At 40.7% G+C, this 26,057-nt stretch carries 22 protein-coding genes; 10 read left to right on the top strand and 12 right to left on the bottom strand.

Translation table 11 applies throughout. From position 1 onward, the window contains the following. Positions 1–279 precede the first annotated feature (279 nt). The 3 genes from FLL46_RS12245 (at position 280) to FLL46_RS12235 (ending at position 5,554) form a co-directional block, all read left to right on the top strand. Positions 280–1,416, top strand: a complete 1,137-nt coding sequence (locus FLL46_RS12245) for an efflux RND transporter periplasmic adaptor subunit (protein WP_142893812.1) — start codon at positions 280–282, stop codon at positions 1,414–1,416. After that, a complete protein-coding gene (locus FLL46_RS12240; protein WP_142893811.1) occupies positions 1,409–4,552 on the top strand; it encodes an efflux RND transporter permease subunit in 3,144 nt (1,047 codons plus the stop codon). The genes FLL46_RS12245 and FLL46_RS12240 overlap by 8 nt, the downstream gene beginning before the upstream one ends. A gap of 141 nt (positions 4,553–4,693) precedes the next feature. Then, entirely contained in the window at positions 4,694–5,554 is an 861-nt protein-coding gene (locus FLL46_RS12235) for a hypothetical protein (RefSeq protein ID WP_142893810.1), read from the top strand. Between the two features lie 208 nt (positions 5,555–5,762). Here FLL46_RS12235 and FLL46_RS12230 read toward each other — a convergent pair whose 3' ends face one another. The 6 genes from FLL46_RS12230 to FLL46_RS12205 form a co-directional block, all read right to left on the bottom strand. Continuing rightward, entirely contained in the window at positions 5,763–6,689 is a 927-nt protein-coding gene (locus FLL46_RS12230) for a M14 family metallopeptidase (RefSeq protein ID WP_142893809.1), read from the bottom strand. Positions 6,690–6,855: 166 nt separating this feature from the next. Continuing rightward, on the bottom strand, positions 6,856–8,013 hold the full coding sequence (locus FLL46_RS12225) for a MalY/PatB family protein (protein WP_246119307.1): 1,158 nt from the start codon (positions 8,011–8,013) through the stop codon (positions 6,856–6,858). 325 nt (positions 8,014–8,338) lie between these two features. Beyond that, positions 8,339–8,860: an RNA polymerase sigma factor SigZ gene (sigZ, locus tag FLL46_RS12220; protein ID WP_142893808.1), complete on the bottom strand. Its 522-nt coding sequence runs from the start codon at positions 8,858–8,860 to the stop codon at positions 8,339–8,341. A 222-nt stretch (positions 8,861–9,082) separates the two neighbouring features. Next, positions 9,083–9,805: a glutathione S-transferase family protein gene (locus tag FLL46_RS12215; protein WP_142893807.1), complete on the bottom strand. Its 723-nt coding sequence runs from the start codon at positions 9,803–9,805 to the stop codon at positions 9,083–9,085. 218 nt (positions 9,806–10,023) lie between these two features. Further along, a complete protein-coding gene (locus FLL46_RS12210) occupies positions 10,024–11,268 on the bottom strand; it encodes an acetyltransferase domain-containing protein (RefSeq protein WP_142893806.1) in 1,245 nt (414 codons plus the stop codon). Continuing rightward, the gene (locus FLL46_RS12205; protein ID WP_142893805.1) at positions 11,261–12,205 is read right to left on the bottom strand and encodes a hypothetical protein; all 945 of its coding nucleotides are present in this window, start codon (positions 12,203–12,205) and stop codon (positions 11,261–11,263) included. The genes FLL46_RS12210 and FLL46_RS12205 overlap by 8 nt, the downstream gene beginning before the upstream one ends. A gap of 49 nt (positions 12,206–12,254) precedes the next feature. Between FLL46_RS12205 and FLL46_RS12200 the strand changes: the two genes are divergently transcribed. Beyond that, positions 12,255–13,862: a winged helix-turn-helix domain-containing protein gene (locus tag FLL46_RS12200; protein ID WP_142893804.1), complete on the top strand. Its 1,608-nt coding sequence runs from the start codon at positions 12,255–12,257 to the stop codon at positions 13,860–13,862. 3 nt (positions 13,863–13,865) lie between these two features. Here the strand turns inward: FLL46_RS12200 and FLL46_RS12195 are convergent, their stop codons facing one another. Continuing rightward, a complete protein-coding gene (locus FLL46_RS12195) occupies positions 13,866–14,621 on the bottom strand; it encodes a hypothetical protein (protein ID WP_142893803.1) in 756 nt (251 codons plus the stop codon). 401 nt (positions 14,622–15,022) lie between these two features. Between FLL46_RS12195 and FLL46_RS12190 the strand changes: the two genes are divergently transcribed. Together FLL46_RS12190 and FLL46_RS12185 are read left to right on the top strand one after the other, a co-directional pair. After that, the gene (locus tag FLL46_RS12190; RefSeq protein WP_142893802.1) at positions 15,023–15,826 is read left to right on the top strand and encodes a coiled-coil domain-containing protein; all 804 of its coding nucleotides are present in this window, start codon (positions 15,023–15,025) and stop codon (positions 15,824–15,826) included. A 182-nt stretch (positions 15,827–16,008) separates the two neighbouring features. Beyond that, positions 16,009–17,187 carry a serine hydrolase domain-containing protein gene (locus FLL46_RS12185; protein ID WP_142893801.1) on the top strand — a complete coding sequence of 393 codons (1,179 nt, stop codon included), beginning with the start codon at positions 16,009–16,011 and terminating at the stop codon, positions 17,185–17,187. Between the two features lie 75 nt (positions 17,188–17,262). On the opposite strand, the gene FLL46_RS12180 is transcribed toward FLL46_RS12185, so the two are convergent. Continuing rightward, the gene (locus FLL46_RS12180; protein ID WP_142893800.1) at positions 17,263–19,017 is read right to left on the bottom strand and encodes a hypothetical protein; all 1,755 of its coding nucleotides are present in this window, start codon (positions 19,015–19,017) and stop codon (positions 17,263–17,265) included. A 214-nt stretch (positions 19,018–19,231) separates the two neighbouring features. On the opposite strand from FLL46_RS12180, the gene FLL46_RS12175 reads away from it, so the two are divergent. Both FLL46_RS12175 and FLL46_RS12170 read left to right on the top strand, forming a co-directional pair. Beyond that, positions 19,232–19,657 (top strand): hypothetical protein, encoded by a 426-nt coding sequence (locus FLL46_RS12175; protein WP_142893799.1) that lies wholly within the window; start codon positions 19,232–19,234, stop codon positions 19,655–19,657. Positions 19,658–20,003: 346 nt separating this feature from the next. Further along, complete coding sequence (locus FLL46_RS12170; protein WP_142893798.1) at positions 20,004–20,414, top strand: ExbD/TolR family protein; 411 nt, start codon at positions 20,004–20,006, stop codon at positions 20,412–20,414. Between the two features lie 157 nt (positions 20,415–20,571). On the opposite strand, the gene FLL46_RS12165 is transcribed toward FLL46_RS12170, so the two are convergent. Together FLL46_RS12165 and FLL46_RS12160 are read right to left on the bottom strand one after the other, a co-directional pair. Beyond that, entirely contained in the window at positions 20,572–20,928 is a 357-nt protein-coding gene (locus FLL46_RS12165) for a hypothetical protein (protein WP_142893797.1), read from the bottom strand. Between the two features lie 102 nt (positions 20,929–21,030). After that, positions 21,031–21,660, bottom strand: a complete 630-nt coding sequence (locus FLL46_RS12160) for a gamma-glutamylcyclotransferase (protein ID WP_142893796.1) — start codon at positions 21,658–21,660, stop codon at positions 21,031–21,033. 187 nt (positions 21,661–21,847) lie between these two features. On the opposite strand from FLL46_RS12160, the gene FLL46_RS12155 reads away from it, so the two are divergent. Both FLL46_RS12155 and FLL46_RS12150 read left to right on the top strand, forming a co-directional pair. Continuing rightward, positions 21,848–22,633, top strand: a complete 786-nt coding sequence (locus tag FLL46_RS12155; protein ID WP_142893795.1) for a cobalamin-binding protein — start codon at positions 21,848–21,850, stop codon at positions 22,631–22,633. 716 nt (positions 22,634–23,349) lie between these two features. Further along, positions 23,350–24,078, top strand: coding sequence for a hypothetical protein (locus FLL46_RS12150; protein ID WP_142893794.1), 729 nt, complete (start codon positions 23,350–23,352; stop codon positions 24,076–24,078). A gap of 152 nt (positions 24,079–24,230) precedes the next feature. Here the strand turns inward: FLL46_RS12150 and FLL46_RS12145 are convergent, their stop codons facing one another. Both FLL46_RS12145 and FLL46_RS12140 read right to left on the bottom strand, forming a co-directional pair. Further along, on the bottom strand, positions 24,231–24,818 hold the full coding sequence (locus FLL46_RS12145; RefSeq protein WP_142893793.1) for a hypothetical protein: 588 nt from the start codon (positions 24,816–24,818) through the stop codon (positions 24,231–24,233). 117 nt (positions 24,819–24,935) lie between these two features. Then, the gene (locus FLL46_RS12140; RefSeq protein ID WP_142893792.1) at positions 24,936–25,313 is read right to left on the bottom strand and encodes a hypothetical protein; all 378 of its coding nucleotides are present in this window, start codon (positions 25,311–25,313) and stop codon (positions 24,936–24,938) included. Between the last annotated feature and the right edge of the window lie 744 nt (positions 25,314–26,057).

Below are 26,057 nucleotides of genomic sequence, written 5' to 3'. Positions count from 1 at the left end.
TCAAGTGAATTATTTCACAAGTTAATTTTATTTTTCGCAGGCTTCACAGCGAAAAATCGGGCTACCGAAGGAGCTTAGTAGTTTACTCATTGATTTTTAATGATAAAATTTCAGGGTGTCTGACTTTACGCTAATTTGACGTGTTAGAATGATGTAATACCGCGCTGATAGCAAAGGAAAGCACATCTCATTAATTATTCGTAACATTTACTAATAATTCCAAAGGTAACTTACCGGTACAATACACCAACACTCTGCGAGACTATCAGGAATTTTCAATTGGCCATATCAACAGTTCTCACCAAAAAACCCTGGATCATCGCTATCGGCGTCATTGCAATTCTGACTATCTGGATGATGAGTGGTAGCAAATCAGAAAATAATGCGAAGGAATCTGCCGAAAAGCTCGAAAACAAAACACTCACCAAAGTCCGTGTAGAACGTCGACTAGCCACCGAAATAGCGAGCGTTATCGAATTACACGGCAGAACTGAAGCTGACAGACGAGCCAAATTAAGCGCGGAAACTTCAGGACGAGTAAAATCAATCCTGGTTAAACGCGGCGAAGTGGTGGAAAAGTCTCAAGTGTTAATTAAACTCGATGAAAAAGACAAACAATTACGCTTGCAACAGGCTAAAGCCACACTGAAACAGAGAGAACTTGAATTTCAAGCCGCTAAGAGACTACGCAAAAGTGGATTAACTGCGCAAACCCAAATGGCAGAAAATCAGGCGAACCTTGAATTAGCAAAAGCCGAAGTCGAACAAGCTGAACTCGATTTAGCTTACACAGAAATACGGGCGCCTTTTGCCGGGATCTTTAATGATCGCTACGTTGAAATTGGTGATCTGTTATCTGTCGGCAGTGAAATTGGAGAAATCCTGGATGTTAATCCCATCATCGTCCGCGGTGATATTCCCGAGTTAGCCGTTGCCAACGTGTCTATCGGGCAAGTCGGTACCGCTAACTTAATCACCAAACAAAAGATTGAAGGTAAAGTTCGATATCTTTCCGCAGCTTCTGATGACGCGACCCACACATTTAAAGTTGAACTTGCATTAGATAACCAGGAATACAAAGTCCCGGTTGGTGTGAGTGCTACCATTGAACTACAAACTGATCAGGTCCTTGCCCACAAAATATCACCGGCGGCGCTGTCTTTGAGTAAAAATGGTGGTTTAGGCATTAAAGTCATCGACAGTAAAAATCAGGTTTTATTTAAGCCTGTCGAAATTGTTCGCTCAGAAAAAGACGGCGTCTGGTTGTCAGGCCTGAACACCAACGAAAATATTATTACAGTTGGCCAAGGATTTGTTGATGACGGTGATATCGTCGATCCTGATTTTACTTTAAATGACTCTGACACTGCTGTTTCCGAGGTGAACAAAACCGCGGGAGCAACCACCAATGAATAATTTGATTGGCGGTCTTTTAGATAAATCACGTGCGGTTATCCTGGTTTTCCTGTTAATTTTGATTGCGGGTGCCGGCCTGCTTTCATCTATCCCTAAGGAAGCAAACCCAGACGTCCCTATTCCGTATATTTATGTTTCACTGGTCCATGAAGGAATTTCCCCGGAAGATGCTGAACGCATGCTGATTCGTCCGATGGAAAATGAGTTAAGAAGTCTCGAAGGAATAAAAAAAATGACCTCGCGGGCCAGCGAAGGATCGGCTTCCGTGACACTGGAGTTTTACCCCGAAGTGGATGCCGAAAAAGCACTGGCTGATGTCCGAGACGCGGTAACCCTGGCAAAGGCCAAATTGCCGAGCGAGTCAGAAGAACCGAGTATTCACGAAATTACCATGGCAGAACAAAACCCGGCTATTTCTGTGATTTTGTCCGGCACTGTGCCCGAATATACCATCGCAGCGCTAAGTCGAAATCTGCGCGATCAATTAGAGAGCTTAACAGAAGTACTCGAAGTTAAAATCAATGGTGCGCGAGAAGATATGCTTGAAGTTGTGGTTAATCCACAAATTATGGAAAGCTACAATATCACACCACAAGAACTGTTCAGCCTGGTTGGTAACAACAATAAATTAGTAGCTGCAGGGACATTGGACACGGGAAGCGGTCGATTTGCCGTCAAAATTCCAGGATTGGTAAAAGACCTGCAAGACATGTTAAGTATGCCGGTTAAGGTGGTTGGTGAAAAAGTAGTGACTTTTTCAGACATAGCGACCATCCGCAGAACCTATAAAGATGCCCGCTCTTTCGCCCGTCTGGATGGTGATAAAGCCATCACGTTGCAAATCATAAAACGCCCCGGCGAAAACACCATTGGCACCGTTGATAAGGTCAAAGAAATCGTTAAAACTAATTTCGACCAATGGCCCTCCGGAATCACTGTTAACTTCACCGGTGACTCCTCAAAAGATGTAAAAAGCATGTTAGGCGACCTTGGTAATAACGTTTTATCAGCCATTCTTCTGGTCAGTATTGTCATTATTGCCGTGCTTGGATTACGTTCCGCCGCGTTAGTGAGTTTATCAATTCCCGGTGCCTTTTTGGCGGGCATAACAGTGTTAGCTACATTTGGTGTCACACTCAACAACGTAGTTTTATTTGCGCTTATTATGGCGGTGGGAATGTTGGTAGACGGTGCCATCGTGGTTATCGAATATGCTGACAGAAAAATGAGCGAAGGCGTGCCCAAAAAGTATGCTTATCTTGAAGCATCACAAAGAATGTCCTGGCCGATTATTGCATCCACTGCGACAACACTCGCAGCCTTTGCTCCCCTCTTGTTCTGGCCAGACATTATGGGCGAATTCATGAAATATTTGCCCATGACTTTAATTGCTGTATTAGGAGCATCTTTATTGATGGCTCTGGTGTTTGTACCAACATTGGGCTCAGTGTTTGGCAAGCCTCGTTATATCAGTGAAGCAACGAAGAAAAACTTGCTAGAAGCGGAAGACGGCGATCTGGATAAAGTGACTGGATTCACCGGCAGGTATATAAAAATGCTGCGAGTTGCTACCGGACGACCAGTATTAGTTTTATTTATTTCAATTGGCGTACTCCTTAGCGCTTTAGTGGGATACGGTATCTTTGGTCACGGTGTCGAGTTTTTCCCGAATACAGAACCCAGCGGTACTTCCGTATTGGTGAAAGCGCGCGGAGACTTGTCAATCGATGAAAAAAATATCCTGGTCAAGCAAGTTGAAGAACGCCTACTGGATCTTACTGACGACGTTTCTACATTCGTCACCCGCGGCGGCGGCGAAGATGTGATTGGTCGCGTTAAACTGAATTTTAAAGAATGGGACCAACGCAAAAAAGCCGCTGAAATTTACAAAATGATCACGGAAAGGACCAAAGACATTTCTGGCATTCAAGTCACAATTCGTCAACAACAAAATGGTCCTGGCGGTGGACGAGCATTTGATCTGGAACTCAGCTCAAAAATTCCAGCGCTGGTTGATGAAACGATTGAGAAAGTTCAGCAAAAGATGATGGAAATTGGCGGGTTTGTTGACATTGATGATGATCGCTCTCTTGCAGGCATCGAATGGCGTTTGCAAGTTGATCGAGAAAAAGCAGCCAGATTTGGTGCCAGCGTTCAAGCGGTCGGTAATGTGGTTCAGCTAGTCACCAACGGTATTAAAGTCGCTGAGTATCGCCCGGACGACGCTGATGAAGAGGTGGATATTCGCATTCGATATCCAATCGATACGCGAAATATTGAGCAACTAGACAACTTACGTATTGCAACCAACCAGGGATTGATACCTGTTGGTAATTTTGTGAAAAGAATTGCCGCACAAAAAGTTGATACTATTCGTAGAATCGAAGGAAAGCGCGCTAACCGAATTACTGCAGATATGGCACCCGGGGAAAACTTTGCGCAGAAGCTTCAAGAACTTCAGGCTGCGATCCCTGAAATGAATATTGACCCAAGAGTCAGTTTTAATTTCCGCGGGCAAAACGAACAACAGCAAAATTCACAGGCGTTTTTGAAAAATGCATTTATGATTGCACTGGCAGTGATCTTTATTATTCTGGTGGCTCAGTTTAATAGTCTTTACCAGTCATTTCTTATTCTTAGTGCAATTTTATTTTCGACCACCGGTGTATTCATTGGACTGCTAATCATGAATCAACCCTTCGGAATAGTTATGTCAGGAATCGGTGTGATCTCGTTAGCCGGAATAGTGGTGAACAATAATATTGTATTAATTGATACTTACAATCATCTGCGTAAGCAAGGCATGCCGGTGCAGGAAGCTATTTTAAGAACTGGTGCGCAGCGGCTTCGGCCAGTATTGTTGACTACAGTCACCACTATTTTAGGATTAATGCCGATGGTGCTTCAGGTCAATATCGATATTCTCTCTCGTGATGTTTCCTATGGCGCACCTTCAACAGAATGGTGGGTACAATTGTCCTCCGCAGTGGCTGGTGGATTAGCCTTCTCTACCCTGCTTACGCTGATTGTTACGCCCAGCATGTTAATGATTGGTCACAGAACTTCAAAATTCTTTAACCGGTTATTATCAAATCGAAAAGCAGTAACCGCCCAAAAAGCTTCTGTGTCTCAATAAAGCAACTCTACCAATGGATCTCTATCTTGTTAGTTCAAATAGAGATCCAATTATTCTCCGAATTTTTTAACTGATTCTTACAGAAAATTACCAAACTAAGCGTTAATATGACGAGTTCACAATATTAATAAGTAGGAAAACATGAGCATTATTCCACTGATTATCGGTAGTATTTTTGTCGTATTTGGCGCCCATATTATTATTCAATTTTCTCGCTTCAAAAATGAAGGTATAAAAATTTCCGGTTATGTGAAGGGAATCGAAAAGTACGTCTCAACCACAAGAAACTCAAATGGCGCTCGTAGCAGTATGTTGATGTTTCGCTCGATCGTTGAATACACTTTCAACGGTCAAACACGTTTTGTTAAAAGCGTTAGTACTAACGAAATTAGACACCGACTCAATCAAAAAGTACCAGTCGTGGTAATTGAGACTGAGGACGGAGGCATTCGAGCCAGAATTGATGATGCTATGCATTACTTTTTGGGTTTTATCTTCCTGGCTGTTGGATTAATAGCTGTCGCTGTCTATCATTTTTCTGAAAATAGTTCGTCTGTTCTCACAGCAATCTTGTTAATCGGATCGTTGGGAATTGCTTATTTCATCAGCCCTCTTCTACAGAAGTTTAAAGTTCAGGTGAAGTCTGATGACGATGATCAGTTTATCGGCGAAGGTTCAACATTACTTGAAACGCAAGAAGATTACCTCAAGGAACTCAATACCCACGGTTTCGTAGGAAAAATAATCGCACTAGTCGCCTTGTTTATTGGTGTTGGTTTAATTTATTGGGGTTTTTCCTATTTGTCGGGACCACAATTTAAAGCCGGAGAACTACAGGCACTCTTGTCTGATATCGGCGGCTTGATTGGACTAATAGAGTCTGGAAACCTGCCTTCCAAATGGGAAAAGCCCCTGATACTAATTGGTATGGGAGGTTTATTCTTCTTATCGGCAATACATTCTTTTTTCTATCAACGGCGCAAACATCGGAAGCTGACCTGATAGAGAATTTTCTGAGCCAACAAACAAGTTAAATATCTTCTGCTTGAAAAATCAGAAATTGAAAAACAACTTGAGTTGTTGTCTCTTGAGAAATTCTTAAAACCAGCAATCTTTTTACATTGTCATGTTCTTTTACAACGCATTTCCTCCCAATGAGTGCCCAGTTTAAAACGGGCACTTAAACGGCAAATTCAAATGACAAATTTAGTTAAGTTTTCTCAATCAAGTAATCAAGCCCACCTTTTATCGCCGCCACCTGCGCCTTTACACAGTCCTCATCGGTAGCCTTCGGGCTATCGGGGTAAACCTCAGTTGTCGTCGGATATTGACTATTAGTAAAGCCAGCGCATAACCCTAGTTTCTTTTTAGCGTAGTTGATAACGCCTTCCTGGGTAATTGGTTCACCGATAATTTTTCCATCTTCGTCACAGGGTGCGATATGAGTCACTTTTTTAACTGATTCAATAATAGAGGTCTGGAAGTCATCAACTGGATTTTCCGTATCGCCGACCAGATAAAAACCATCAGGAATATTCCATTGTTCTTGTTCAATTCCATCTCTGGCCGCCAGCGCAGGTCTGAAGACCGTGTTATCGGTATCAGTCGTTTCATGAAGATCGATATGGGCCACAATTTCGGTGTTAAGGGAAGCAACTGCTTTCATTAAAGCCGCTGATTCTTCTGCAGGGCTATCCGCTTTAAATGATCGATTTGGATCAATGGCATTAGGATTCCAGCGATTAATAGTTTCATAGCCCCAGGGGCTGACACAAGGTGCTACAACAATATTAAACTGCCCGGCATAGTTGAGCGCTTCAGTTTCCAGAAAACTCAATGCACCATGTACGCCGCTAGTTTCATATCCATGCACACCGCCGGTCACCAAAATAGTCGGTTTTTGCTTATCCCATTCCTGTGGTTTAACAATAAACAAAGGGTAGTTATCCGGCGCACAAGGTAGCGTGCCATATTGCTCAATTTGAAATTTATCTTTTAGCCGATCCAATCGGGCAACAACATCTTCAAGGTATGAGCGCTGAATAGTTTGTTCCGCAAACCAGGCGGACTTCTCCTTATCCCCCCATTTTACGGTGTTTTTATTATTCGTATTTGTATTAGCTGTTGTATCGCTCATAAAATTACCTTCATTGACATCTGATTGCCTTGATATTCTGTAATGTACCAAATGATAATAGAAAATCAGGCAATTGTCTTATCAATAGTCCATGGCAAATCGATTAATGAGCAGATACACCTTGTTTAATAAACTCCAAGAAATTCCACGCGTTTTATAAAAAGATTCAGTTTAATTTTAAACGCCTGAAGTTTTCCTGAATTTTCGCGAGTGGTGATGCGATATTCATTCTAAAAAAATTTTCATGTTCGGCATCAAACCAGTTTCCAGGGGTTAGCCCTATCTTTGCTTCCAGCAACGCAGCTTTAACTTCCTCGGGAGTACGACCAGTCTTCGAAAAATCAAGCCATATCTGATAGGTACCTTCAACCGGAAACATTTCAACGAGTGGGATTTCTTTCTCGATAAATGACTGAATCCAGCTTAATGTTGTTTGCAAATACTCTAACAGCGAATCCAACCATTGATCGCCTTTCGAAAACGCAGCAATAGTCGCATATGTCGTCATCGCATTACCATGGCCTAAATACATAGAGTCAACAACAGCTTTGACTCGTTCGAATAATTCTTTGTTTTGAGAATAAATATATCCATTAGAAATACTCTGCATGCCAAAAGTTTTAGCCGGAGATCCGATAAGTGATACATGATTGCCTTCGGTGTAAGATGCAATGCTATTAAATTGGTGCCCGCTATAAATAATATCTGAATGAATTTCGTCACTAATAATAGAAATATCATGCGCATTAGCTAACTCTACCAGTTTATCCAGTTCACTTTTACTCCAAACCCTCCCAACCGGGTTGTGTGGATTACAAAGTATCATTGACTTAACATTGCCTGAGGCAAACTGATTAGCAAGATCCTCATAATCCATTTGATACTTTCCATCTTCGATTTTTAAAGGACTCCTGATGACATTTCTATCTGCTGTTGTAATAAGGCGCTTAAATTGATGATAAACAGGAGTTTGAATGAGCACCCCATCGCCAGGTTCAGTTAGCTCTCGAATCAACAACGCAATGCCTGTCAACACGCCTGGCACCTGAACAAATAATTCCTTTTGTAGGCTGATATCATGTCGACGTTGATACCAGTTAACGATGGCGCTGTAGACACTCTGGCTATCAAACTCGTAGGCAAATCGACCTCGAATTGCCAGACGCTTCAACTCATTAATTATTGGTTCCGCTACCTCAAAATCCATGTCCGCAACCCAGTATGGTTCCAACTCAGTTGCCCCAAAGATCGATTTGAGCATATCGGGATTATGTCTAATAAAGTTATTCTCAAACTCTTGATTACTATCGTCAAAATTTATCAAAAGAAGACCTCTTAATCTCTAAAAAAGTAAATTGAAATGTGCTTTTACATAAATTAAGACGTTCATTGGTCACAAAAGACGAAATTTTTTTCAACTATATCAATGGTAAAATTTTTTCGCCTCGATATAGCCTGTTCCTTTTCGGCGTTATCGTAAAAGCAGGCTTCATCTTTTAGAAAAAAAACACTCAAATAGTGAGAAAGGTAAAATCAAATTACAATGGAGAAGTAACCGACGACGAGTGATATTATTTGAGCAGTATCGAAAACCCAAAGCATCCAATAACTTTGCTCTTAGTGAATATTTTACCGCGCTTACTAATTGTCTACTTACGCTCGCAATCAATAACGTCGCCACGATTATTCTTGGTGAAGTGACAGCAACCTTCAAAGAGCTCGCGCAATTTTACCCGGCTTTTTTGCACCCTGGATTTTAAAGTTGAATAGGATATTCCCATTTCACTGGCAATCATTTTCTGAGACACTCCTTCGATATCAACTTTTCTCAGTAATTCTCGTTCATCTTCGGGAAGTGCATTAATAAAAGGTTCTATGCATGACAACATTTCTTGTCGAAACTCGGGGTCATCTCTCTCGTACCAAAGGTCATCCACCGATAAATCTTTTTGTCGAGCACGTTTTCGATAGAAGTCAACAATGATATTGTTGGTTACTTGAAATAGCCAAGGCTTAATACCACTTTCAGAACGGATATTATTGATATTATTTTGAATTTTAATCAATATTTCCTGTGACAAATCCTCAACGTCTTCTGGGCTAGAAACTTTAGAATGAAGAAAAGCTCTCACCGCAGATTCGTATTCGTTCCAAATAGTCGTTAGTTCCATATCAATTGCTAAAAGCCCCAATCATTTTAACATTAATTTAAAGCGAGTTTTCTATAACCCACACTCTACTAGAAGTGATTAATATTAAGGGATCCGACTTTAGAAATAAATAGAGAAAAACTACTCAGAGCGAAAATATCGCATTACAGAAACAATAGTGCTCTCGATAAAAAGCATGCTCGAAATACAATTCAAACATGCTTCATACTATCAAATGATAAACTAGCAACAGCCATACTCGTCCAGCCCAACGCAATTGCTTTTAGATTCTGCGGTTTCATCCTTGTTATTACACACGATTTGACCTAAATAGGTGCTATCCGCTAAATAAAAACCAGTAAAAGCTTCCTCAAAATCTTTTGCTACAGTTTTATCTGCCAGCCCAGTTGCAAGTAATGCTTCTTGCCATGCTTTTATTTTGGGAAAGTCCTCAATAAAATCATAACAGGTATGCTTTCTTATTATCGCTGCACGATGAAGCAAAGGCAGCCAGGCAATATCGACGTTGCTTAATGTTTCTCCTTTGAAATAAGGCCCATTGCCAAGCTTTTTCTCAACTTTTTCGAACGCCTTCGCTAATTTTCCCGCGCGCTCTATCAGTAATTCTTTATCGGGACTACGTTGTGCCGAACACTGAACAAGGTAATGCTTACTTGCTTGATAACTCCAGGCACGATCCTTTGCCCGTTGTTCAGGTGTAACTCCCGGTTCTAGTGGTGTAGTCACTTCATCAATGTATTCAATAATTGCATCGGACTCAAACAATGCTTCACCAGACTCGGTTACTAGAATCGGAACTTGCCCTGTCGGCGAAATATCTAGAAACCACTGCGGTTTATTTTTCAGGTCAATATATTCAAGCTCATAGGGTACACTCTTCGCTTCCAGTAACGCTGTAACTCTTTGTACAAAAGGACATATTTTAAAGCTTACTATTTTAATCATAAATAACTCCGACAATTCAAAATTTTAATGGCTTTACCTATAAGACGAGAAGCTTTTGGAAAAGACGAAATTTAATGCGGAAAAAAATAGCAAGATACAAAATAATATTTGAGTTGTTCTAATAATGAAGACTTGGACAGTCAGTTCTATTACCTACAATGAGCATAATCAATGGGGCTACCAGAATGTAGCCCAACATTAGCGATATCGGCTATCAACTATAAGTAACTAAGCAACCGACTTTCAGATTCTCGTTTAATCTCACCGAAACGCTTACAAGGATAATAAAGCAATCCAACTAGAATACACCAGGCTACATACACTAATAGTAGATTTGGCGTATACCCTTCAGGCCACACCGACTGACCATAAAAGAAATTGACCGCTTCGCCATAACGAAAATAAGTGTAAATATGCGCACTAATATTAATAATCGGTACGTGCAGTAAATAGAAAAATAATGGCACGGCACCAAAAACTTTTAACCAGCGAAATAATCGATAAGTTCTACCTGAGCGTTCTATTCTATCTAGCAATGCCAACAGGACCAACCCAGGGCCTAATGTCATCAACAGGAACTGAAGCGAGGCAGGATACTTGGTTGTGTTCAAAAACGAGAGCCAGGATAAAATACTGTCTGAATTATTTTGCCAGATACTTGGATCACCATATCCCCCACTCGCTCGTAATAAAATAAAAACCAGAGAAAAACTCACTCCCATTAATAAAAGTGCCCTTTGCCTCTCAATTGGCTTTTTATTAAATAAATGGCCAACAACATAACCAAGCGCCATAACCGAAAACCATGGGAGCAATGGGTAAGTAACCACGAGATAAAATTGTGTGTCGAAAAGCCGAAAAGCATTTCGTTGATGGAGAACGCTCCACAACCAATTACTCTCTCCAAATAACCGAGCCATTTCTGCGTCATTAAATAAGTTATGCAGTAATATAAATGGAACAGTCAAAATCAATATCCAATGATTCGGCAGATAAATGAGTATGGCCAACACCAGCATTGAAAATCCGATTGCCCAAATGACCTGAATAAACATCAGGTTCATTCCAAACTGCCAACTGATATTGACCAGGGTAATCTCTAGTAATATTAACCAGATCCCACGGCTCAATAAAAAGTTTCTGAGTTCACGTTTTGACCGTACTTTCTGCCCGTAAAGAAAAGCACTCATACCGGTTAAAAATACAAATAAAGGGGCACAAAGATGCGTCACCCAACGCGTAAAAAACCAGGATGGACTGGTTTGAGAGAGATCCGTTGGGCTAAATCCTGCAGCCCCCCAAAAATCCCTTGTATGATCTAATGCCATTAAAACAATGATAAGCCCTCGTAAGATGTCGATGGCGACTAGTCGATTGCCGGGTTGGTTAGCGCCAGCATTAATTGAATTTCCTTTGTTCAATGATTTAGTGATTGAACCATTATTCACTGCGACATTATTCATAAATCTCTTTCCTGTTATTTTTTAACGCTTCAGAAATAAGTGCAGACCAACGACCTGTGTGTTGACCATCCTTTGAGCGAGCATAAATGGTTAAACGAGTCTTATCAGTTACCTTGAGACTACGGATATCAATAACGCCGGAAAAGCGGCTTTCGTCTCGATAACCCAAGTCAAAACTGGCTAACTTGTCGGGCCCCTGATTGATTTCAGCCCACACATTCGCATTGTCACTGCGCCAGATGCCATCGCGGCTTAAAGCACAGCCGCACAACATTCTTACGCGAGCGCTGATATTCAGTTGTGCATCATTGAGATTAAACTTGTTTTTCGTTAGCTCAAACTGGCCTTCGACAATATAACCAGCGAGTTTGACGAAAACCGGCGTGTCTTCAACGCCCGGAAATAGCCAACGAGAAAGACTTTGCTGATGGATAGACTGCGGAAAATTCATCGGCGCACTAACTTCTATCGAAATTGGCGTTGGTTGTTTTATCGACAAACGAGCAAGATAAAAAGCGGCATCACTGCTTATAGTTTGTTGCATTGATTCAGCATTAATAATTTGCTCAGTGTTCCCTGTTCCGCCTGAAGTAATCCCCCGGGACAATATTTCACCCGTTTCACGATGTTTAATTACCACTTGCGCGCCGCCGGTAAAATCTCCAATAAACTTGGCGTCCTGCGCCATAACGTAAACGACCAGGCGAGTTTCAGTCGCATCACTATCAAGGGAAAAGGCTGATAAAAAAACAAACAGACTAATCACGAATAAATGTCGGTTCAGCTTGCAATACATTGATATCTCCCGAGTGATTATCTGCCAAGTTTGAGTCGCGCCGGGATAAGCAGCGTCGACCTTTGAATGACTATAATACTGAATGCATAAAGATACCTGACAAAGCAGGTTAAATTGGGTGACATAAGGTGACATCATCATCAAGCCCTTGTATTATAAAGACTTTCGTTAGTCGACAATAAACTTCTTTATGGGCAAACTTCAAATCGGTGACGACCTGGTCATCGACCGAAATCAGCGAACCATCTACAAGAATGGCACTGAGCTTGCCCTTCCAGAACGCTCTTATCGCTTGTTGCTTGCCCTGGTTGAAAATTCTCCCGAAATAGTCAGTCATGACAAACTGATCGAAGCTGTTTGGCAGGAACAGGTCGTTTCAGACGAAAATCTTAAACAACGAATTTCTCGGTTACGACGCTCACTTGCGGATACGTCGGAGACTGCGACTTACATTGTGGCTGAACGTGGCATTGGTTATCGTTGCATTGCACCGGTGAAACAATTAGTCGAAACGGAAATTAAGCCAGTCCCCACTATTCAACAAACCGACAAACTCTCTGCGCCAAATAAGTTATTATCGCGCCTTACCAACTTTAAGGTGTTAATGGGTTTCGGATTAATCTTGTTAGCAGGATTTATCATAATATTCTGGCATCCGAACGCCACGATAGCCCCCGATGCCAAAATAGGTGATTTTACTGCCAGAGATTATAACAACCAGGCGAAAGAATATTATTACCGGTTTAAACCACAAGATAACAAAACCGCGATTAAACTGTATCAAAAAGCAGTAGCAACTAACCCGAACGACAGTCTTGCTTACAGTGGATTAGCGAACGCTTACGCACAGGGCTATTATCAATTCGGACAAAACGAAGACTGGCTGCAACAATCCATTCATTATTCACGCCGAGCCATCGAAACCGAGCCGGAGCAGCCATGGGGATATAAATCACTCGGCTTAGGGCTTCATCTTGGCGGGCAATTCGAGCAATCGTTAGCCGCTTATAATCAAGCTATCAAATTAGCGCCATGGTGGTCAGGTCCGGTCAATAATAGCTCTCTTGTTCATCTGGAAGCTGGTCGTCTGGTACTCGCCTATCAAGACGCGGTTACTGCAGTAAAAATGGATCCCACCGATCCTATTCCTTATCTTTTTCTCGGACTCTGTTACCGCGATCTGGACATGAGCGAACATGCACTAAGCGCAATCGAAAAATCGGTCGAATTAAAACCTGATTATTTACTAGCTCACAACTATCTCGCGGAATATTATTTAATTGTCGGCAATGATAAAAAGGCAGAGGAACTACTTAGCCAAACATTACAGCAAGCGCCGGAAAATCAATTTTCTTTCTGGTTAAATGCGCAACTTTATTTGCGCCAGGGAAACCAGTCTAAAGCTGCGCAAAATTTCGCACGAGCGGCAGAACTAGGTGGCCGCTATCAATTACCAGCAAAAATTAACCTTGCCATTATCAATCGCGAGACAGGCCAACTCGATCAGTTTTATCAAGCGTTAGAAACTAAAATTAACCAGGGCAATATCTGGTCAGAACTGGTATTCAGTCAAGCATTAATATTGACTGCCAACGGAGACTTTCAATCAGCGGTAGCGAAGCTTCAAAAAGCAATCGACTCAGGTTTGAGTCATGCTTATCGGCTACAAAACTCTACATTGTTCGAATCAATTGCAGATCAATCAGAAATTAAAAGCCTGATTTTGAAACTCGATAATAGAAAAAAAGCGTTTCGCCAAAAGGTGATGCAACTCGAAAAAAATCAAAAAGTATTATAACCGTTAGAGCGTAGCTTCGGAACTTTTGACTATGGTTTTTTCGATAGCGACCTGGTGCAAAGCTCTGAATCGTCGATGGCAAATCGGCGCACCGACTTTATCTTGCCATAAAGTTTCAAATCCCTCATTCAAAATATCAAACCGTCCAAAGGTAATCCATTTTCCTAAGTGTTTTATTTCGAGAAATGGCCCATTGAGATTCAAAGCATCGGCCAGATACTTTTTTAACAAAGAATCTCTAAATACATTCGACTCTACTTTTGCATCCGATGAAAACTCGACTGTTTTGTTTTCCTCAACAGGAGGATTAATCACATTAAATTGTGGGATCTTTTCTGACAGATGGCCAACATGGCCTGCGCTGATAAATACGGCGAAGTTGGACGATTGTGGCGCAGCTTGATGAATAATTTCAGCGGCAATAGTGTCAAAGCCACCTCCCCACCTAAAGTAGTTTTGTGCCATAAAACTGCAACTTCGAATATTGACGTAGGCCTTGTCAGACAATCCATGAACACGAATATCTTTATCTCTTAACCAGGTTATCAGTTTCAAATAAGCGTCAACAAGCAAAGGCTTTCGTCTGGCGCTCATATTAGTAAACTCTTGTTTTAACAATGACTCGTTGTTTGGTGGGTCACTGGTCAGAAATTCCACAAAGACAACTTCTGGTTTTGGTTCGCAAACGGCTATAAATTTAATAAAAGCTTCAATGTTTGCAGGATCTTCCGGATTATGATCCAAAAACAAACTTGGCATTTTAGCCACTTACCTTAACCCCGTATCGAAGGACCGTGGCTCTCAAATTACTGCAAAACACCGGCTAATAAAATTACAGGCAATTACATGTTCAAATGCTAGCAAACTGCAGCTCCTGATGACTCACTACATCTTTCTATCGGCATTTCCATGCCATACCAGCTCTGGGCATGTTTGAATTGGCATAGAAGGTAAGCATTTGATTTATAAAACAAATTACTCCATTAATGAAAACCTGTTGATTATTCGAGCTATTCAGTGTTGCCGCCTGACCGGATAAAAACACTATCTAACCGTTTGGTTTCGTCCGATTGCAACAATTAGCGTGACAACTTCACTTTTTTGATAAGGGCTGGCGTGGTATCCTCGCCTTTTAATAATAACTCAACCAATAAAACCATATGAAAAATCGTTGTATAGGGTGCAAAAGAGAGATTGCAAAGGGTCAGCGTGAGTGCCATATTTGCGGTTCATCCCAAAGTTTTGTTCGCTATCACATGAAGAGCGGAATTATTTTTCTGTTATTGCTTGGCTCTCTGGCATGGGCTGCTCAATGGTATATTAATACTTCAACCAAACAAGCCGAACTAAAAACCAATAGCCTGGTAGAAAAGAAAACGGCACAAGCAAATGCAAGGATCCAACAGTTGGAAGCAATGCTTGAAGCGGTAAACGAAAAGCTCGCACAAGCGGACGAAAAAATTAAACAGGCCGAAGCAAGCGTATCAGAAAATTCTTCTCAAACGAATAAGTTGACGGCTCAACTTAAATCAAAGCTCGACGACGCTGAAAAACGCGCCAAAAAACAAGAGGATCGCGCAGGCTGGTTAAGCCGTGAAAACCGTCAGCTGAAAGCTCAAATCAAAAAACTCTCAGATGAAAATCAACAATCCAAACAAGAAAACCTCACAACTGGCAGCGTAGAAAAAACCACAAATACAACCATTGCTTCGTTAAGACAAAACCTGGTTACCTTTGAAAATCAAAAACAAATGCTGGCTAATCAAATTGCTTTGAAGAAAAAAAAACTGGAAGACAATTGGCAACAGACATCAGATGGAAACAATAGTCCCGAGATACTTGCGCAACGAGAACAAGCCGTTAAACAAGCCACTCAAAATGAACAAACTCAATTAGACTCCCTGGAAAATCAAATTACAGCCATTAAGAAACAAATCCAGGAACTTGAAGCTGTTAATGGATAACCCTTTGCACTAATTTGTTTAACCAGTATTACTCAGTAAAATTACTACATCATCGTTATTCTCATTTCATAGTACAAAATCAACATCATTCTTCACAACTAGCACTATTCACAACAAACACTATAATTAATTAAAGATAAATACTTTATTCGTATTCATATTCAAAAAATAAGCGCAAAGCAATGCACAATCTACCGGTCTTACTACTAATAGTTTTTGTATTCACTGGCTGCGGCGGCAGTGGCAGCGAAACAACAGCACCGCCACCTGATACAAGCATCAATATGAATAAAGTACTGGATGACTTTATTGCGAATAACAGCCACATTGCTTCAATATCAATGTTAGTGGTAAAAAACGGTAATGTTATTTTTAGCCACGGTGCAGGATTTTTCGACGCGGAAAAAAGCAAAGTTCCTACTGAAGAGACCCTTTACAAAACATCGTCAATTGCAAAGCTAATAATCTCGGTAGCTGTAATGCAATTAGTCGAATCCGACCAGTTGAATATTGACCAGGACATCAGCCAATATCTTGATTTCCAGGTCCGTCACCGGGACTTTCCTGAAAAAGTAATCACAACAAAAATGTTAATGCAACACGCAGCGAGTCTGGCTAACCCCGCACCTGGAGAGGTAGTCGACGACCTATTTTTATCATTTGATCCCACCGATATTTTACAACTACATCCATTAATTGAAGACGTACTCACACCTGGAAACGCCGCTTACAAAGAAACTATCTGGCTAACAGAAGAACCAGGTACTCTCTACAAAAATTCTAATTTCGGAATGGTTTTACTCAGCTATTTAGTCGAAAAGTTGTCTGGGCAACATTTTATTGATTACTGTCAACAGAACATATTCGGACCACTTAACATGAACAACACCAGCCATTACTTTCCAGCGCTGGCTCTTAACCATGTAGCGACACTTTATGACGGAAATAACAGTATTACCGCCCCCAGCTCCAATTGGTTTTACCCGATAAGTGGCCTTTATACATCCACTGGCGACTGGGCAAATTTTATGCGCGCGATTCTCAACGGTGGCAGCCTGAATGGTAGCCAAATTTTACAATCTGACTCTGTTAATCAATTATTAAATATGACCACACCAACTAACAATCAGCTCGCTTACAACTCCAGTATCGGGCTTATCTGGCGGCAAGCACAAGCCAACCCGGGTTGGGTCGGGCATACCGGTGCAGGAACACAGGTGACTCATGTAACTGAACTCAATCCTGAAAATAATATCGGGTACGTTGTCTTTACTAACGAAGGAAGAATTGACGCTTTAATCGGACCAGGGGGGAGTTTAAATGTTGTCATTCACCAGTGGCTACAGCAGCAAATAGATTAATTGCCCCAAATTAGGGTTCGCTTTTTTTAACTCTCTTCGCTACCAATGATTAGTCTTTCAAAACCAATGCCAGCGTTATGGCTCGGACATCAAGTTATAACCACAATTACTGAGCAGACAAATACCGAAGTCTTTGACAAATACCTGAGTTCCAATAGAAACATTCATGCCAAAAAAACGATGCCTCTCAACTTCCTCTTCAACCGTCTTAAAGACTTCTTTTCCGTTCACTAAAAAATAAAGATTCGATTCTTTTCGGCAAATACTCAAGGTATTTTCGCCACTGTCAAACCCGTTAATTTTTTCATCGGATTGCCAGCCACGATTTAATTTGGTCACTGGCCGAGAACCGCTGGCTGAAAACCGCTTATAAACAGTAAATTCTGTTCGATTGCTAGCGCCTGCATCTTTACTTAAGAAAAATTCATACCCCTGACGCTTATCATCTCGCCACAAACTGATGCTGTACCTTGGCCGCTTTTCTTCAGCTGCAAAGTCGCCCCCCTTATATGTCCCCCTAATACAACCATTACCATAAAAAACCATCGGCGACATGTAATAGGCAACTCGAAGCCTTTCATAGGCGAGATAAGGCACATTAATCCAGTTGTCTTCCACTTGTTTAGATAACCGATTAAGTGCCACCGGTTCAAATTGATTTTTGACAGCGAGATTAGGTTGGCTTTGTGATCCTTCATCTCCACCAGGAACTATTGGTTTAATTTTTTTGTAGAAATTTGACGCCTGCTCATAAGCACCGCTCGATATTAGTTGGCTTGCCAAACGGACTTTGACTGCTGGCTCGATGGCAACATTACTAACATCTAGCCGTTCAATTATTTCTTGTACGTTTGACCAATAAGTAAATTGATCACTAATTCCTTTTTGCTCATTTGACAACACATGCCTGACGTAATAGCTGGCATCTTCCAGATTGTTCATCAGGATTCTCTGCGCATCCAGCTGATCTTTTAAGTTCTCGCTAGACAAAAGTTCATTCAATTTACGCACGACATAATCTCTATCCTGCCCCGCGAAAATACTACCAGCAGCCAAAGCCTGTGGAAATAGCGCAAGCCTCTGTTCAATAGGCACTTTAGTTTTCCGATAGCTTCCACTTGCGAGCCAGGGAATTTCTTTTAAACTCTCTTCACCTTGAACCTGTCGCTTTAACCGCCCTATTTTTCCAATAGGATCTTCCTCATCTGGCATGTACAAAACGTGATAAGGTAGTCCAGATAGAAGTTCTTCATCAGTAAAAGAAAGTTTGAATCGTTTTTTTAACAAACGGCGGTCTTTGACGGATTGATTTTCCCCAACGCTATCAGTCATCCGCGATGGTTTGGTTTCTTCATAGACTTGCTGAAAGACAAAATAAAAGTCGCTTAGAGATTGATCGTTAATTAACACCCATTCGTGCCGATACTCATCGCTTAAACCTTTGTCAATTTTGGAGTAAAACTTATCGGGTTGATCAAGGGTAATAGAGTGAGAAATTCCTGCCAGTTCTGAACCACCAAGCGGAGAGTAATTTTTTAAACCACTAAAATAACCTTTGACCAAAGGGTCACCAGATTTGTGTTCAAGAAAGAATTTTTGCGCAACCCAGACAATCACTAACACGGTTGCCAGAACAAACACGCCATATAAAATGATTCGATGGTTACGCTGATAATATAACCGCTCTTTATCATTTTTTGCAGTATCAATATTTCGTTTTGCTACCGTCCATAAAATCAATGCAAAGAAAACAAATAACGCATAAGGGCCGTATTGCGCCAATTGTTCTATCCAGAAACTCATTTGTTGGGTGTCAGTCGCGTCAATCATAACAAGATCCATTTAGTAATTTGATTTAACTTCTTTTTGTTTTTCTTCTAGGATTGTAGCTTAAGGCGCCATAAATTACCTCAAAATTAACCGCATGCCTCAGTCAATGGAAAGTTTAGAATCACTCTAACTGTGCGATACCGACCCCTTGTATTCTCGTTGTCAATACTCCAAAATATTCACTAACTAATCGTCTGGATAGTCTGTGGAAACGATGCACTTAAAAGCAAAACTTAAAATCTATTACTTCACTGCCATATTTAGCGTCTTTTTTGCAATTGCTGGTTTCTCGTACAACACCTGGCGAATGGAAGTAACAGAAGACAACAATAATATTCGAACCGCTGCATTTGAAGTGATTATTGTGCTTGCAGAACTGGAGCAAGTCATTTACGCCGCACACTACGATCAAAATGAGTCAGAAGGAAATCCTCGAGTTGGGTGGGTAAAAGTTGGACTCGCCTCAGATTTGAGTGCCCTGGTCGGCCCCGAAATAGAAAACAGCATGAAAAAAGTTACCGCAGAGTGGAGTGATGCTTCGCCTTATTTGACTGACAGAGATACAAATGTCAAACCGCTGATTGATTCAATTACCGAAGTTAGGATGAAAATAAAACATGTGTTAAAGACCCTTGATTAGCATTTTCCAATGCGCGAATTTTCATAAATAAATTTCCATAGATAGATTCCCATAGATAGATTTCTACAGATAATCCCTCCACAGATAAATTCCTATAGTCATTTCAATCGAAAACTTCAATATCAGCGCCCTAAATACTTTCAACCCGTATTCAAGATCGCGCAAAGTGCCTGATGGCCTTTCTCTATTCGTCAGTTAAATGGTTGCTTATTCAATTAAACAGTGTTTATCGGTCTAGTTGACACCGAAAACTCACACTGATAGCATAGCTATTACATTCGTAACAGATGAGAGACCAGCGTCATCAGCAGAACGACGATTCCAGAGACCAAAAGGGGGAAACATTATGCGAATTCGTAGAAAACACAACGCAATTGAGCCGGAAGTTGATATGACACCAATGTTGGATATCGTTTTTATTATGCTGATATTTTTCATTGTAACCACATCATTTGTCAAAGAAAGCGGAATTACCCTTAGTAGACCATCCCCTAATCAAACCACCAATCCTATTGATGACCCTAAACAACCTATTGTGTTGGAGATTGGCAGTCAAAATACGATCACTTTAGCAGGAAGAATTATCGATCAAGATTCTATTCGAGCCAATGTCGAAGCTGAGAGAGCGAGAAAACCAAGCGCGCCTGTTGTGGTTCGGGCACATGAATCTGCAACTACAGGTGTTGTTATCCGTGCGGTCGATCAATCAAAGCTAGCGGGCGCTAGCCAAGTGACAGTAGTAAAGCCAGGAAGTTAGACATTTAGAATAGAATTTCTACTAAATATTGAATACGTTTTCCCTCCCTCTAGCTCCCTCCCAAAAGGAGGGAGAACACAATTCTGCGCAGCCTGGTGAGTAGTAAATCAGGGAGAGGTCGAAAACACTGGGATCGGAACAAAGAAATTATCGACGCCTACTGCACGGATTTCGTCAGCTTCGCCAATCGCGTTCGTATTTGAAAAATGCCCATGGCATTCGCCTGTTCAGGATTATTTTCATCAAGCGCGAAATAAATATTCTCCAGCCGAAGCGTATTAAGATTCACTCGCACAATCTTTTTCTGACCTTGTTTGAGCTCTCCGTCTGCGCGCTCAGCCCACTCATACTTAGCTTTTGCATCAGAATCGATTGAGTCGATGGTGACACAAAGTGAATAAACGTTATCCCATTTTCCGCACCATTTACCAACAAATGATTCATCAGTGATCTCTTCTCCGTCAGCGGAGTAGGAAACAAGAAGAAGTAAAAAACAGAGCGATAATTTTTTCATTAATAAATTCCTATTTTTTAGCTGATAAGCTTTGATTATTCTCGTTTCAATATTGCGCTAGAATAGAACATTTTATTAACAAATGCTGCACCTATGTCCCATTTATTGATCGACTACCAAATTTGGGTGCTTGATAGAGCCACAACCAAAATCATTTTTGGCATCCATTAGTTGTTTCAAATATCCTTCTATAGCAAATACATGATCATCTCTAGCATTCAAATCACGCAAAGACTCAGCTAACTGAAAAACATAATCTCGATTGTGTCCACTCGGCCCACAACTGTATGCAATCTGCTTGGCAATGTCATAACTTGACGAAGGGCCTAAAAATGCAGCGTTATCTTCGGGCGCAATATAGACTAGTCCCGTTTTTTTTAATGAAGGCGAAAAGTGAATATCAACTTCAAACCGCAAGTATCCATTCTTTTCCCGGTGATCAAGATGATCAAACACCTCGTGAGTCACCCGATACGCCATACCGACGCATTCATCCGAATCTAATTCAGAACGGACCAAGGTCACCACTCGTCCAGGGCGTTCAGGAGTGCCACGATGATCATGACTCCCCTGCCAAAATCGACGCACCCAGCCCTTAATACTCGCCGATGCTTTTTCTAAATAAGGAAAGTCGACTTTATAAATTAATGAGCCATAGCCGAATACCCAAATCTCGTCATAGTTTTGCAATTCTTGGCGTGTTTTGTTTTCTGATGTTGTATCAAATGACATATTAGTGAGACCGAACCGATTATCGCTATGAAACAAATACCCGATTAAAATCGTTAGAAAAAGGCATATTAACATCAGAGTCCATATAACGCATTTGAATTCTGTATCCTTTCCTTTCCCTTGAATATTTTAATGATTTATACAATCATAGCACCTCCAAATAAAATCTTATTGTCAAAGGCCCGTTGTGCAAATCGACTACCCATCTCGCATTGTTTGTTTAACTGAAGAAACCACCGAAACCCTTTATCTGATGGGAGAGTCCGAGCGAATAGTGGGTATTTCAGGCTTTACGGTGCGCCCTCCTGAAGCAAGGAAGGAAAAACCCAAAGTATCTGCATTTACCTCCGCTAAAATTGATAAAATACTTGATCTTAAACCCGACCTTGTACTCGGCTTTTCCGACATGCAAGCAGATATCGCCGCTGCGTTAGTTAAGGCAGGAGTTCAAGTTCATATTTTTAATCAGCGGACGATCACCGGCATCCTACAAATGATCCAAACTTTAGGCGGACTAATTGGCGAACCACAAAAAGCCGCAGTGCTAATTGGTGAATTAGTAGACAAGATTGAAACAGTGAAAAACTTAACCAACACCAAGAAGACAAAACCAAAAGTTTATTTTGAAGAATGGTATGACCCTTATATCGTTGGCATTACCTGGGTTTCTCAGCTTATTCAACTGGCGGGCGGCGAAGATGTATTCGCTGACATTGCTAAAAATGGTCAAGGGAAAGATAGAATTCTCGCCGACGGCCAACCGGTTATTGAAAGCAACCCAGACATCATTATCGGTTCCTGGTGCGGGCGGCATTTTCGGCCTGAAATAGTGAAAAAAAGACCAGGCTGGCAAACAATTAACGCGGTTAAAAACGAGCGTCTTTACGAAATAAAATCTCCATTAATTTTACAACCGGGACCAGCATGTCTTACCGATGGACTGGATGAGATGATAAAGATTATCGGTAGCTAAATCTAGTATTTAATATCAGTCTCAAAACACGAAAAAGTGACATTTTCGCTTTTTCTGTGTTTTCTACTTCCCAATCAAGATAAGAACTCCTAACGAGTAAACCACCCACATAACTTTAATTTTTCATTCGTATTTTCCCGGATCGCGTTCTAAACAAGTGCTCCTAACCTGTGACTAATTTTCACGCCCTTTACTGAGTCTTCTCCTCATTGTCATCTCGACCGCAGTGGAGAGTTCTCCCAAAGATTGCATGATATTAAAATGCTAGAACTAATCGATACTCAAGCGCCATCCTTAATGAAAAAAAGCGAAAGCTGATAGATTTCTAATGCCTGATGGAGATCTCTCCACGTTGGTCGAGATGACAAGCGTCGTTTACCTGGACACTCATTAGGAACACTTATTTAGCAACATTCCAATAATTCAACTTGTTTTTCAAGTGGCAATGCTTTTGAGATAAAACAACATAGTGAGATTTAATTTCAAACAGTTCCACTATTAGCGCCCTCCTGTAAAAACTTTTCATTTTTCTGTCATCAAATATAGCAACAATAACTCAGACGTGACTTATTTTTGTGAGTCTGCCTTACTAAGTGTTTTTTACTCCTTCACGGACCAAAGAACGTAAAAGTCAGTCAACAATTTAAAGTTGCGCCTCATAAATACACTTTAGCAAGATAACTTGAAATAAATTATTTATTCACGGAGAAGAAAAAATGAAATATCGAAGTTCTCAACTTTTTAAAACACCAAAAAAGATTTTTCAACTATTATTTTTTAGCGCCATACTTAGCGTTTCTTTTTCAAGCGTAGCCGATAACCTCGAAAGTACGAGCCCTCGGCTGGAAGTTCAATCTCCGGACTTTTCTGCTTCACCAGAAAAATATGAAGGGTCAACCAATACACTCGCGGCGGCAACAGACACATTCAAAAATAAAGGTCATCAAAACTATGAACCTGGGTTTATTTCAACCTCAGCCGAAGCGATCATCACCGACAAAGCAGAACAAACCTATCAAAACGAGCTTATGGGCCGCGCTCCCCTATATCGATATTGGAACCCGGGAATTGGCGATCATTTCTACACAACAAACTTCAGTGAGCTTCGCTATGGAAAAAATGGATGGACGCTAGAAGGCATTCAAGGCTACGTTGAAAGCTCTCCAGTCAACGGCTCTACGCCTTTGTTCCGCTATTGGAACCCAGGAATCGGCGATCACTTTTACACCACAAATTGGGGCGAGCTCGGCACAGGAAAAAATGGATGGCGATATGAAGGAATTCAAGGGTATGTATTTCCATCGCCACAAACCGGAACGGTTCCGCTTTATCGCTATTGGAATCCCGGAATTGGCGATCACTTTTATACTACTAACTGGAGCGAACTTGGCGCGGGGAAAAATGGATGGAACCTGGAAGGAATTCAGGCATATATTTATCCATAAAAATTATCAATATTAACTGATATCAGTTTAAGCTTTTAAATCCCCCTCGGTCTTTTATTATTTTATTCTACTAAAAAGTAATGAAAGGCCGACTTCTTTAAGTTTAATCAGTGAGTAAAGTCTAGGTCGAAACAGTATAAATTAGTTAACCGTTATTGAACTTCAATCATATCCAGGGGCATCTCCGGTACAATCCAGCCTTCATTAACCGCATTGGCATATTGGGTTCTTATTGCTAACTCTTGTTCGATAGTTAAATTATTTAAGTGACTCAACAATTGCTTTGCAATATTGGAATCCCAGTGGCTTGTCTCAACGGCTTGATTAAGCAACTGTTCAGCAGCTTGGTAAGACAGCACCTGCTGCTCAGTGTTTTCTTGAAGTAATTCTTGACTACCTTCCGCCTTATTGTTTTGACTAAATTGTGTTCTTTGATTTAATAACTCGTTTGGAAAAGCCGAGCGTTCACTCAAGTACACCGACAACTGTTTTTCTATTTCGTCACGAATAACTGCTTCGACAAATTTTTTAAATTTAATATTATTGCTATGCCTGCTTAATTGGTTTTCGCTCGTATAATTTTGCTGGTTGCTATCTAGTTCGATAGTTTCCGATACATCATTACTTTTATCGAGCTGTACATCTGAGGATTGCCACAAAGGTATCACTACCACTCCTAACAATACCCCACAGCAGATGTACACAATTCGGTTGAACAAATCAACAACTGATGGTTTCATTTGACTAAGATCCCACAATTTATGAATGCCACAACCGCTTCCCCAAAACATGGCTTATACTCGAACATGTCTATTTCAAAAATACCAATCACTGAAATACAACCTGATGGTATTGAGTTAGAGTTCTTTAGGCGCAAACAAAGATCCTTTATAAACTCTAACCGTATTGCAGGTTCCCCCAGAGTGTGAAGAAATCAAATAAGAATTCGATGTTGCAGAACGAAGTGCTGCTAAATGCCCAGCATTATTTGTCGTACAAGATCTAATATCCCCAGCGGCGTTCCGTGCCCAGATAGTTGCGATGCTTCCAGTATCACCGATATGTAACACCTGCACGTTATCAGCAGAGTTACGAGCAGAGCCAAAACTACCAGCAATTGTCGTGTTAGTCGCAGTGACATTGTAAGTGCTTTTAGTTCCGGCGAAAGCTTGAAGTGACACTACTGCAGATAAACTAACTAAAATTGATAAAGACTTTTTACTAATGTTTTTCATAAGATCATCCTTTCTTAAACATGTCAAAAATCAACTAGATTATTTTCAATATTGCATGAGCAGCTAGTATCATGTAACAAACCGGTATCGCGTGACAAACCAGTATCATGTGATAAACCAGTATCACACAAAAGAACTCTAACCAAAACTGTTCAATGCAATTTCAGGCAACGGAAAAATAATGAAAAAGCAATAAAAGGGAGCCAAAAAGAAGTGTTAAAACGATAAAAACTTTTAGGATTGATTAGAAACAACCCTGTTTGCGTCCCTGCTATTTTTAAATCAATATCTTTACCCGGAAAATATTATAGCGAGAATTGCGTCGATAACAAATCATAAGTTGCGATATTATTTCAGATAATTTTTGCTCACCTAGAACTCACTGAATTAATTAAACTTTATTGGATATAAAACTAAATAAAAAAATCATATACGCAATATCCTTTTTTAAATCCTCCAAAAACTCAACGAAATGCAACTAAAAAATATCAATACAATTCAATTCTTAAGCTTGAGATATCACCATAAACAAAAGACTTTTCATTATGAAACCACCTCTTCTACTTTTCACTCAATAAATTCCAACCACTACTCTATAAATTCCAACCACTATATCTTGACTCAATTGATAGCCACAACTCGGTGATTTATTTTAAAGTCGACACCAGGTTATTTTTATCAATAAAAAACCTTCAGGAATCACTTAAAAAAAACAATTGCAATAGACTTAACGAAACAACAAAG

Source organism: Aliikangiella coralliicola (assembly GCF_007004725.1).
GTDB classification, from domain to species: domain Bacteria; phylum Pseudomonadota; class Gammaproteobacteria; order Enterobacterales; family Kangiellaceae; genus Aliikangiella; species Aliikangiella coralliicola.
This window is presented reverse-complemented; position numbering and strand designations above follow the sequence as displayed.

Bases quoted from the DNA above. Each gene is read 5' to 3' on its own strand.
- FLL46_RS12240 (WP_142893811.1), top strand. From the start codon at position 1,409: ATGAATAATTTGATTGGCGGTCTTTTAGATAAATCACGTGCGGTTATC.
- FLL46_RS12235 (WP_142893810.1), top strand. From the start codon at position 4,694: ATGAGCATTATTCCACTGATTATCGGTAGTATTTTTGTCGTATTTGGC.
- FLL46_RS12230 (WP_142893809.1), bottom strand. From the start codon at position 6,689: ATGAGCGATACAACAGCTAATACAAATACGAATAATAAAAACACCGTA.
- sigZ (WP_142893808.1), bottom strand. From the start codon at position 8,860: ATGGAACTAACGACTATTTGGAACGAATACGAATCTGCGGTGAGAGCT.
- FLL46_RS12215 (WP_142893807.1), bottom strand. From the start codon at position 9,805: ATGATTAAAATAGTAAGCTTTAAAATATGTCCTTTTGTACAAAGAGTT.
- FLL46_RS12210 (WP_142893806.1), bottom strand. From the start codon at position 11,268: ATGAATAATGTCGCAGTGAATAATGGTTCAATCACTAAATCATTGAAC.
- FLL46_RS12205 (WP_142893805.1), bottom strand. From the start codon at position 12,205: ATGATGATGTCACCTTATGTCACCCAATTTAACCTGCTTTGTCAGGTA.
- FLL46_RS12200 (WP_142893804.1), top strand. From the start codon at position 12,255: ATGGGCAAACTTCAAATCGGTGACGACCTGGTCATCGACCGAAATCAG.
- FLL46_RS12195 (WP_142893803.1), bottom strand. From the start codon at position 14,621: ATGCCAAGTTTGTTTTTGGATCATAATCCGGAAGATCCTGCAAACATT.
- FLL46_RS12190 (WP_142893802.1), top strand. From the start codon at position 15,023: ATGAAAAATCGTTGTATAGGGTGCAAAAGAGAGATTGCAAAGGGTCAG.
- FLL46_RS12185 (WP_142893801.1), top strand. From the start codon at position 16,009: ATGCACAATCTACCGGTCTTACTACTAATAGTTTTTGTATTCACTGGC.
- FLL46_RS12180 (WP_142893800.1), bottom strand. From the start codon at position 19,017: ATGATTGACGCGACTGACACCCAACAAATGAGTTTCTGGATAGAACAA.
- FLL46_RS12175 (WP_142893799.1), top strand. From the start codon at position 19,232: ATGCACTTAAAAGCAAAACTTAAAATCTATTACTTCACTGCCATATTT.
- FLL46_RS12170 (WP_142893798.1), top strand. From the start codon at position 20,004: ATGCGAATTCGTAGAAAACACAACGCAATTGAGCCGGAAGTTGATATG.
- FLL46_RS12165 (WP_142893797.1), bottom strand. From the start codon at position 20,928: ATGAAAAAATTATCGCTCTGTTTTTTACTTCTTCTTGTTTCCTACTCC.
- FLL46_RS12160 (WP_142893796.1), bottom strand. From the start codon at position 21,660: ATGTCATTTGATACAACATCAGAAAACAAAACACGCCAAGAATTGCAA.
- FLL46_RS12150 (WP_142893794.1), top strand. From the start codon at position 23,350: ATGAAATATCGAAGTTCTCAACTTTTTAAAACACCAAAAAAGATTTTT.
- FLL46_RS12145 (WP_142893793.1), bottom strand. From the start codon at position 24,818: ATGAAACCATCAGTTGTTGATTTGTTCAACCGAATTGTGTACATCTGC.
- FLL46_RS12140 (WP_142893792.1), bottom strand. From the start codon at position 25,313: ATGAAAAACATTAGTAAAAAGTCTTTATCAATTTTAGTTAGTTTATCT.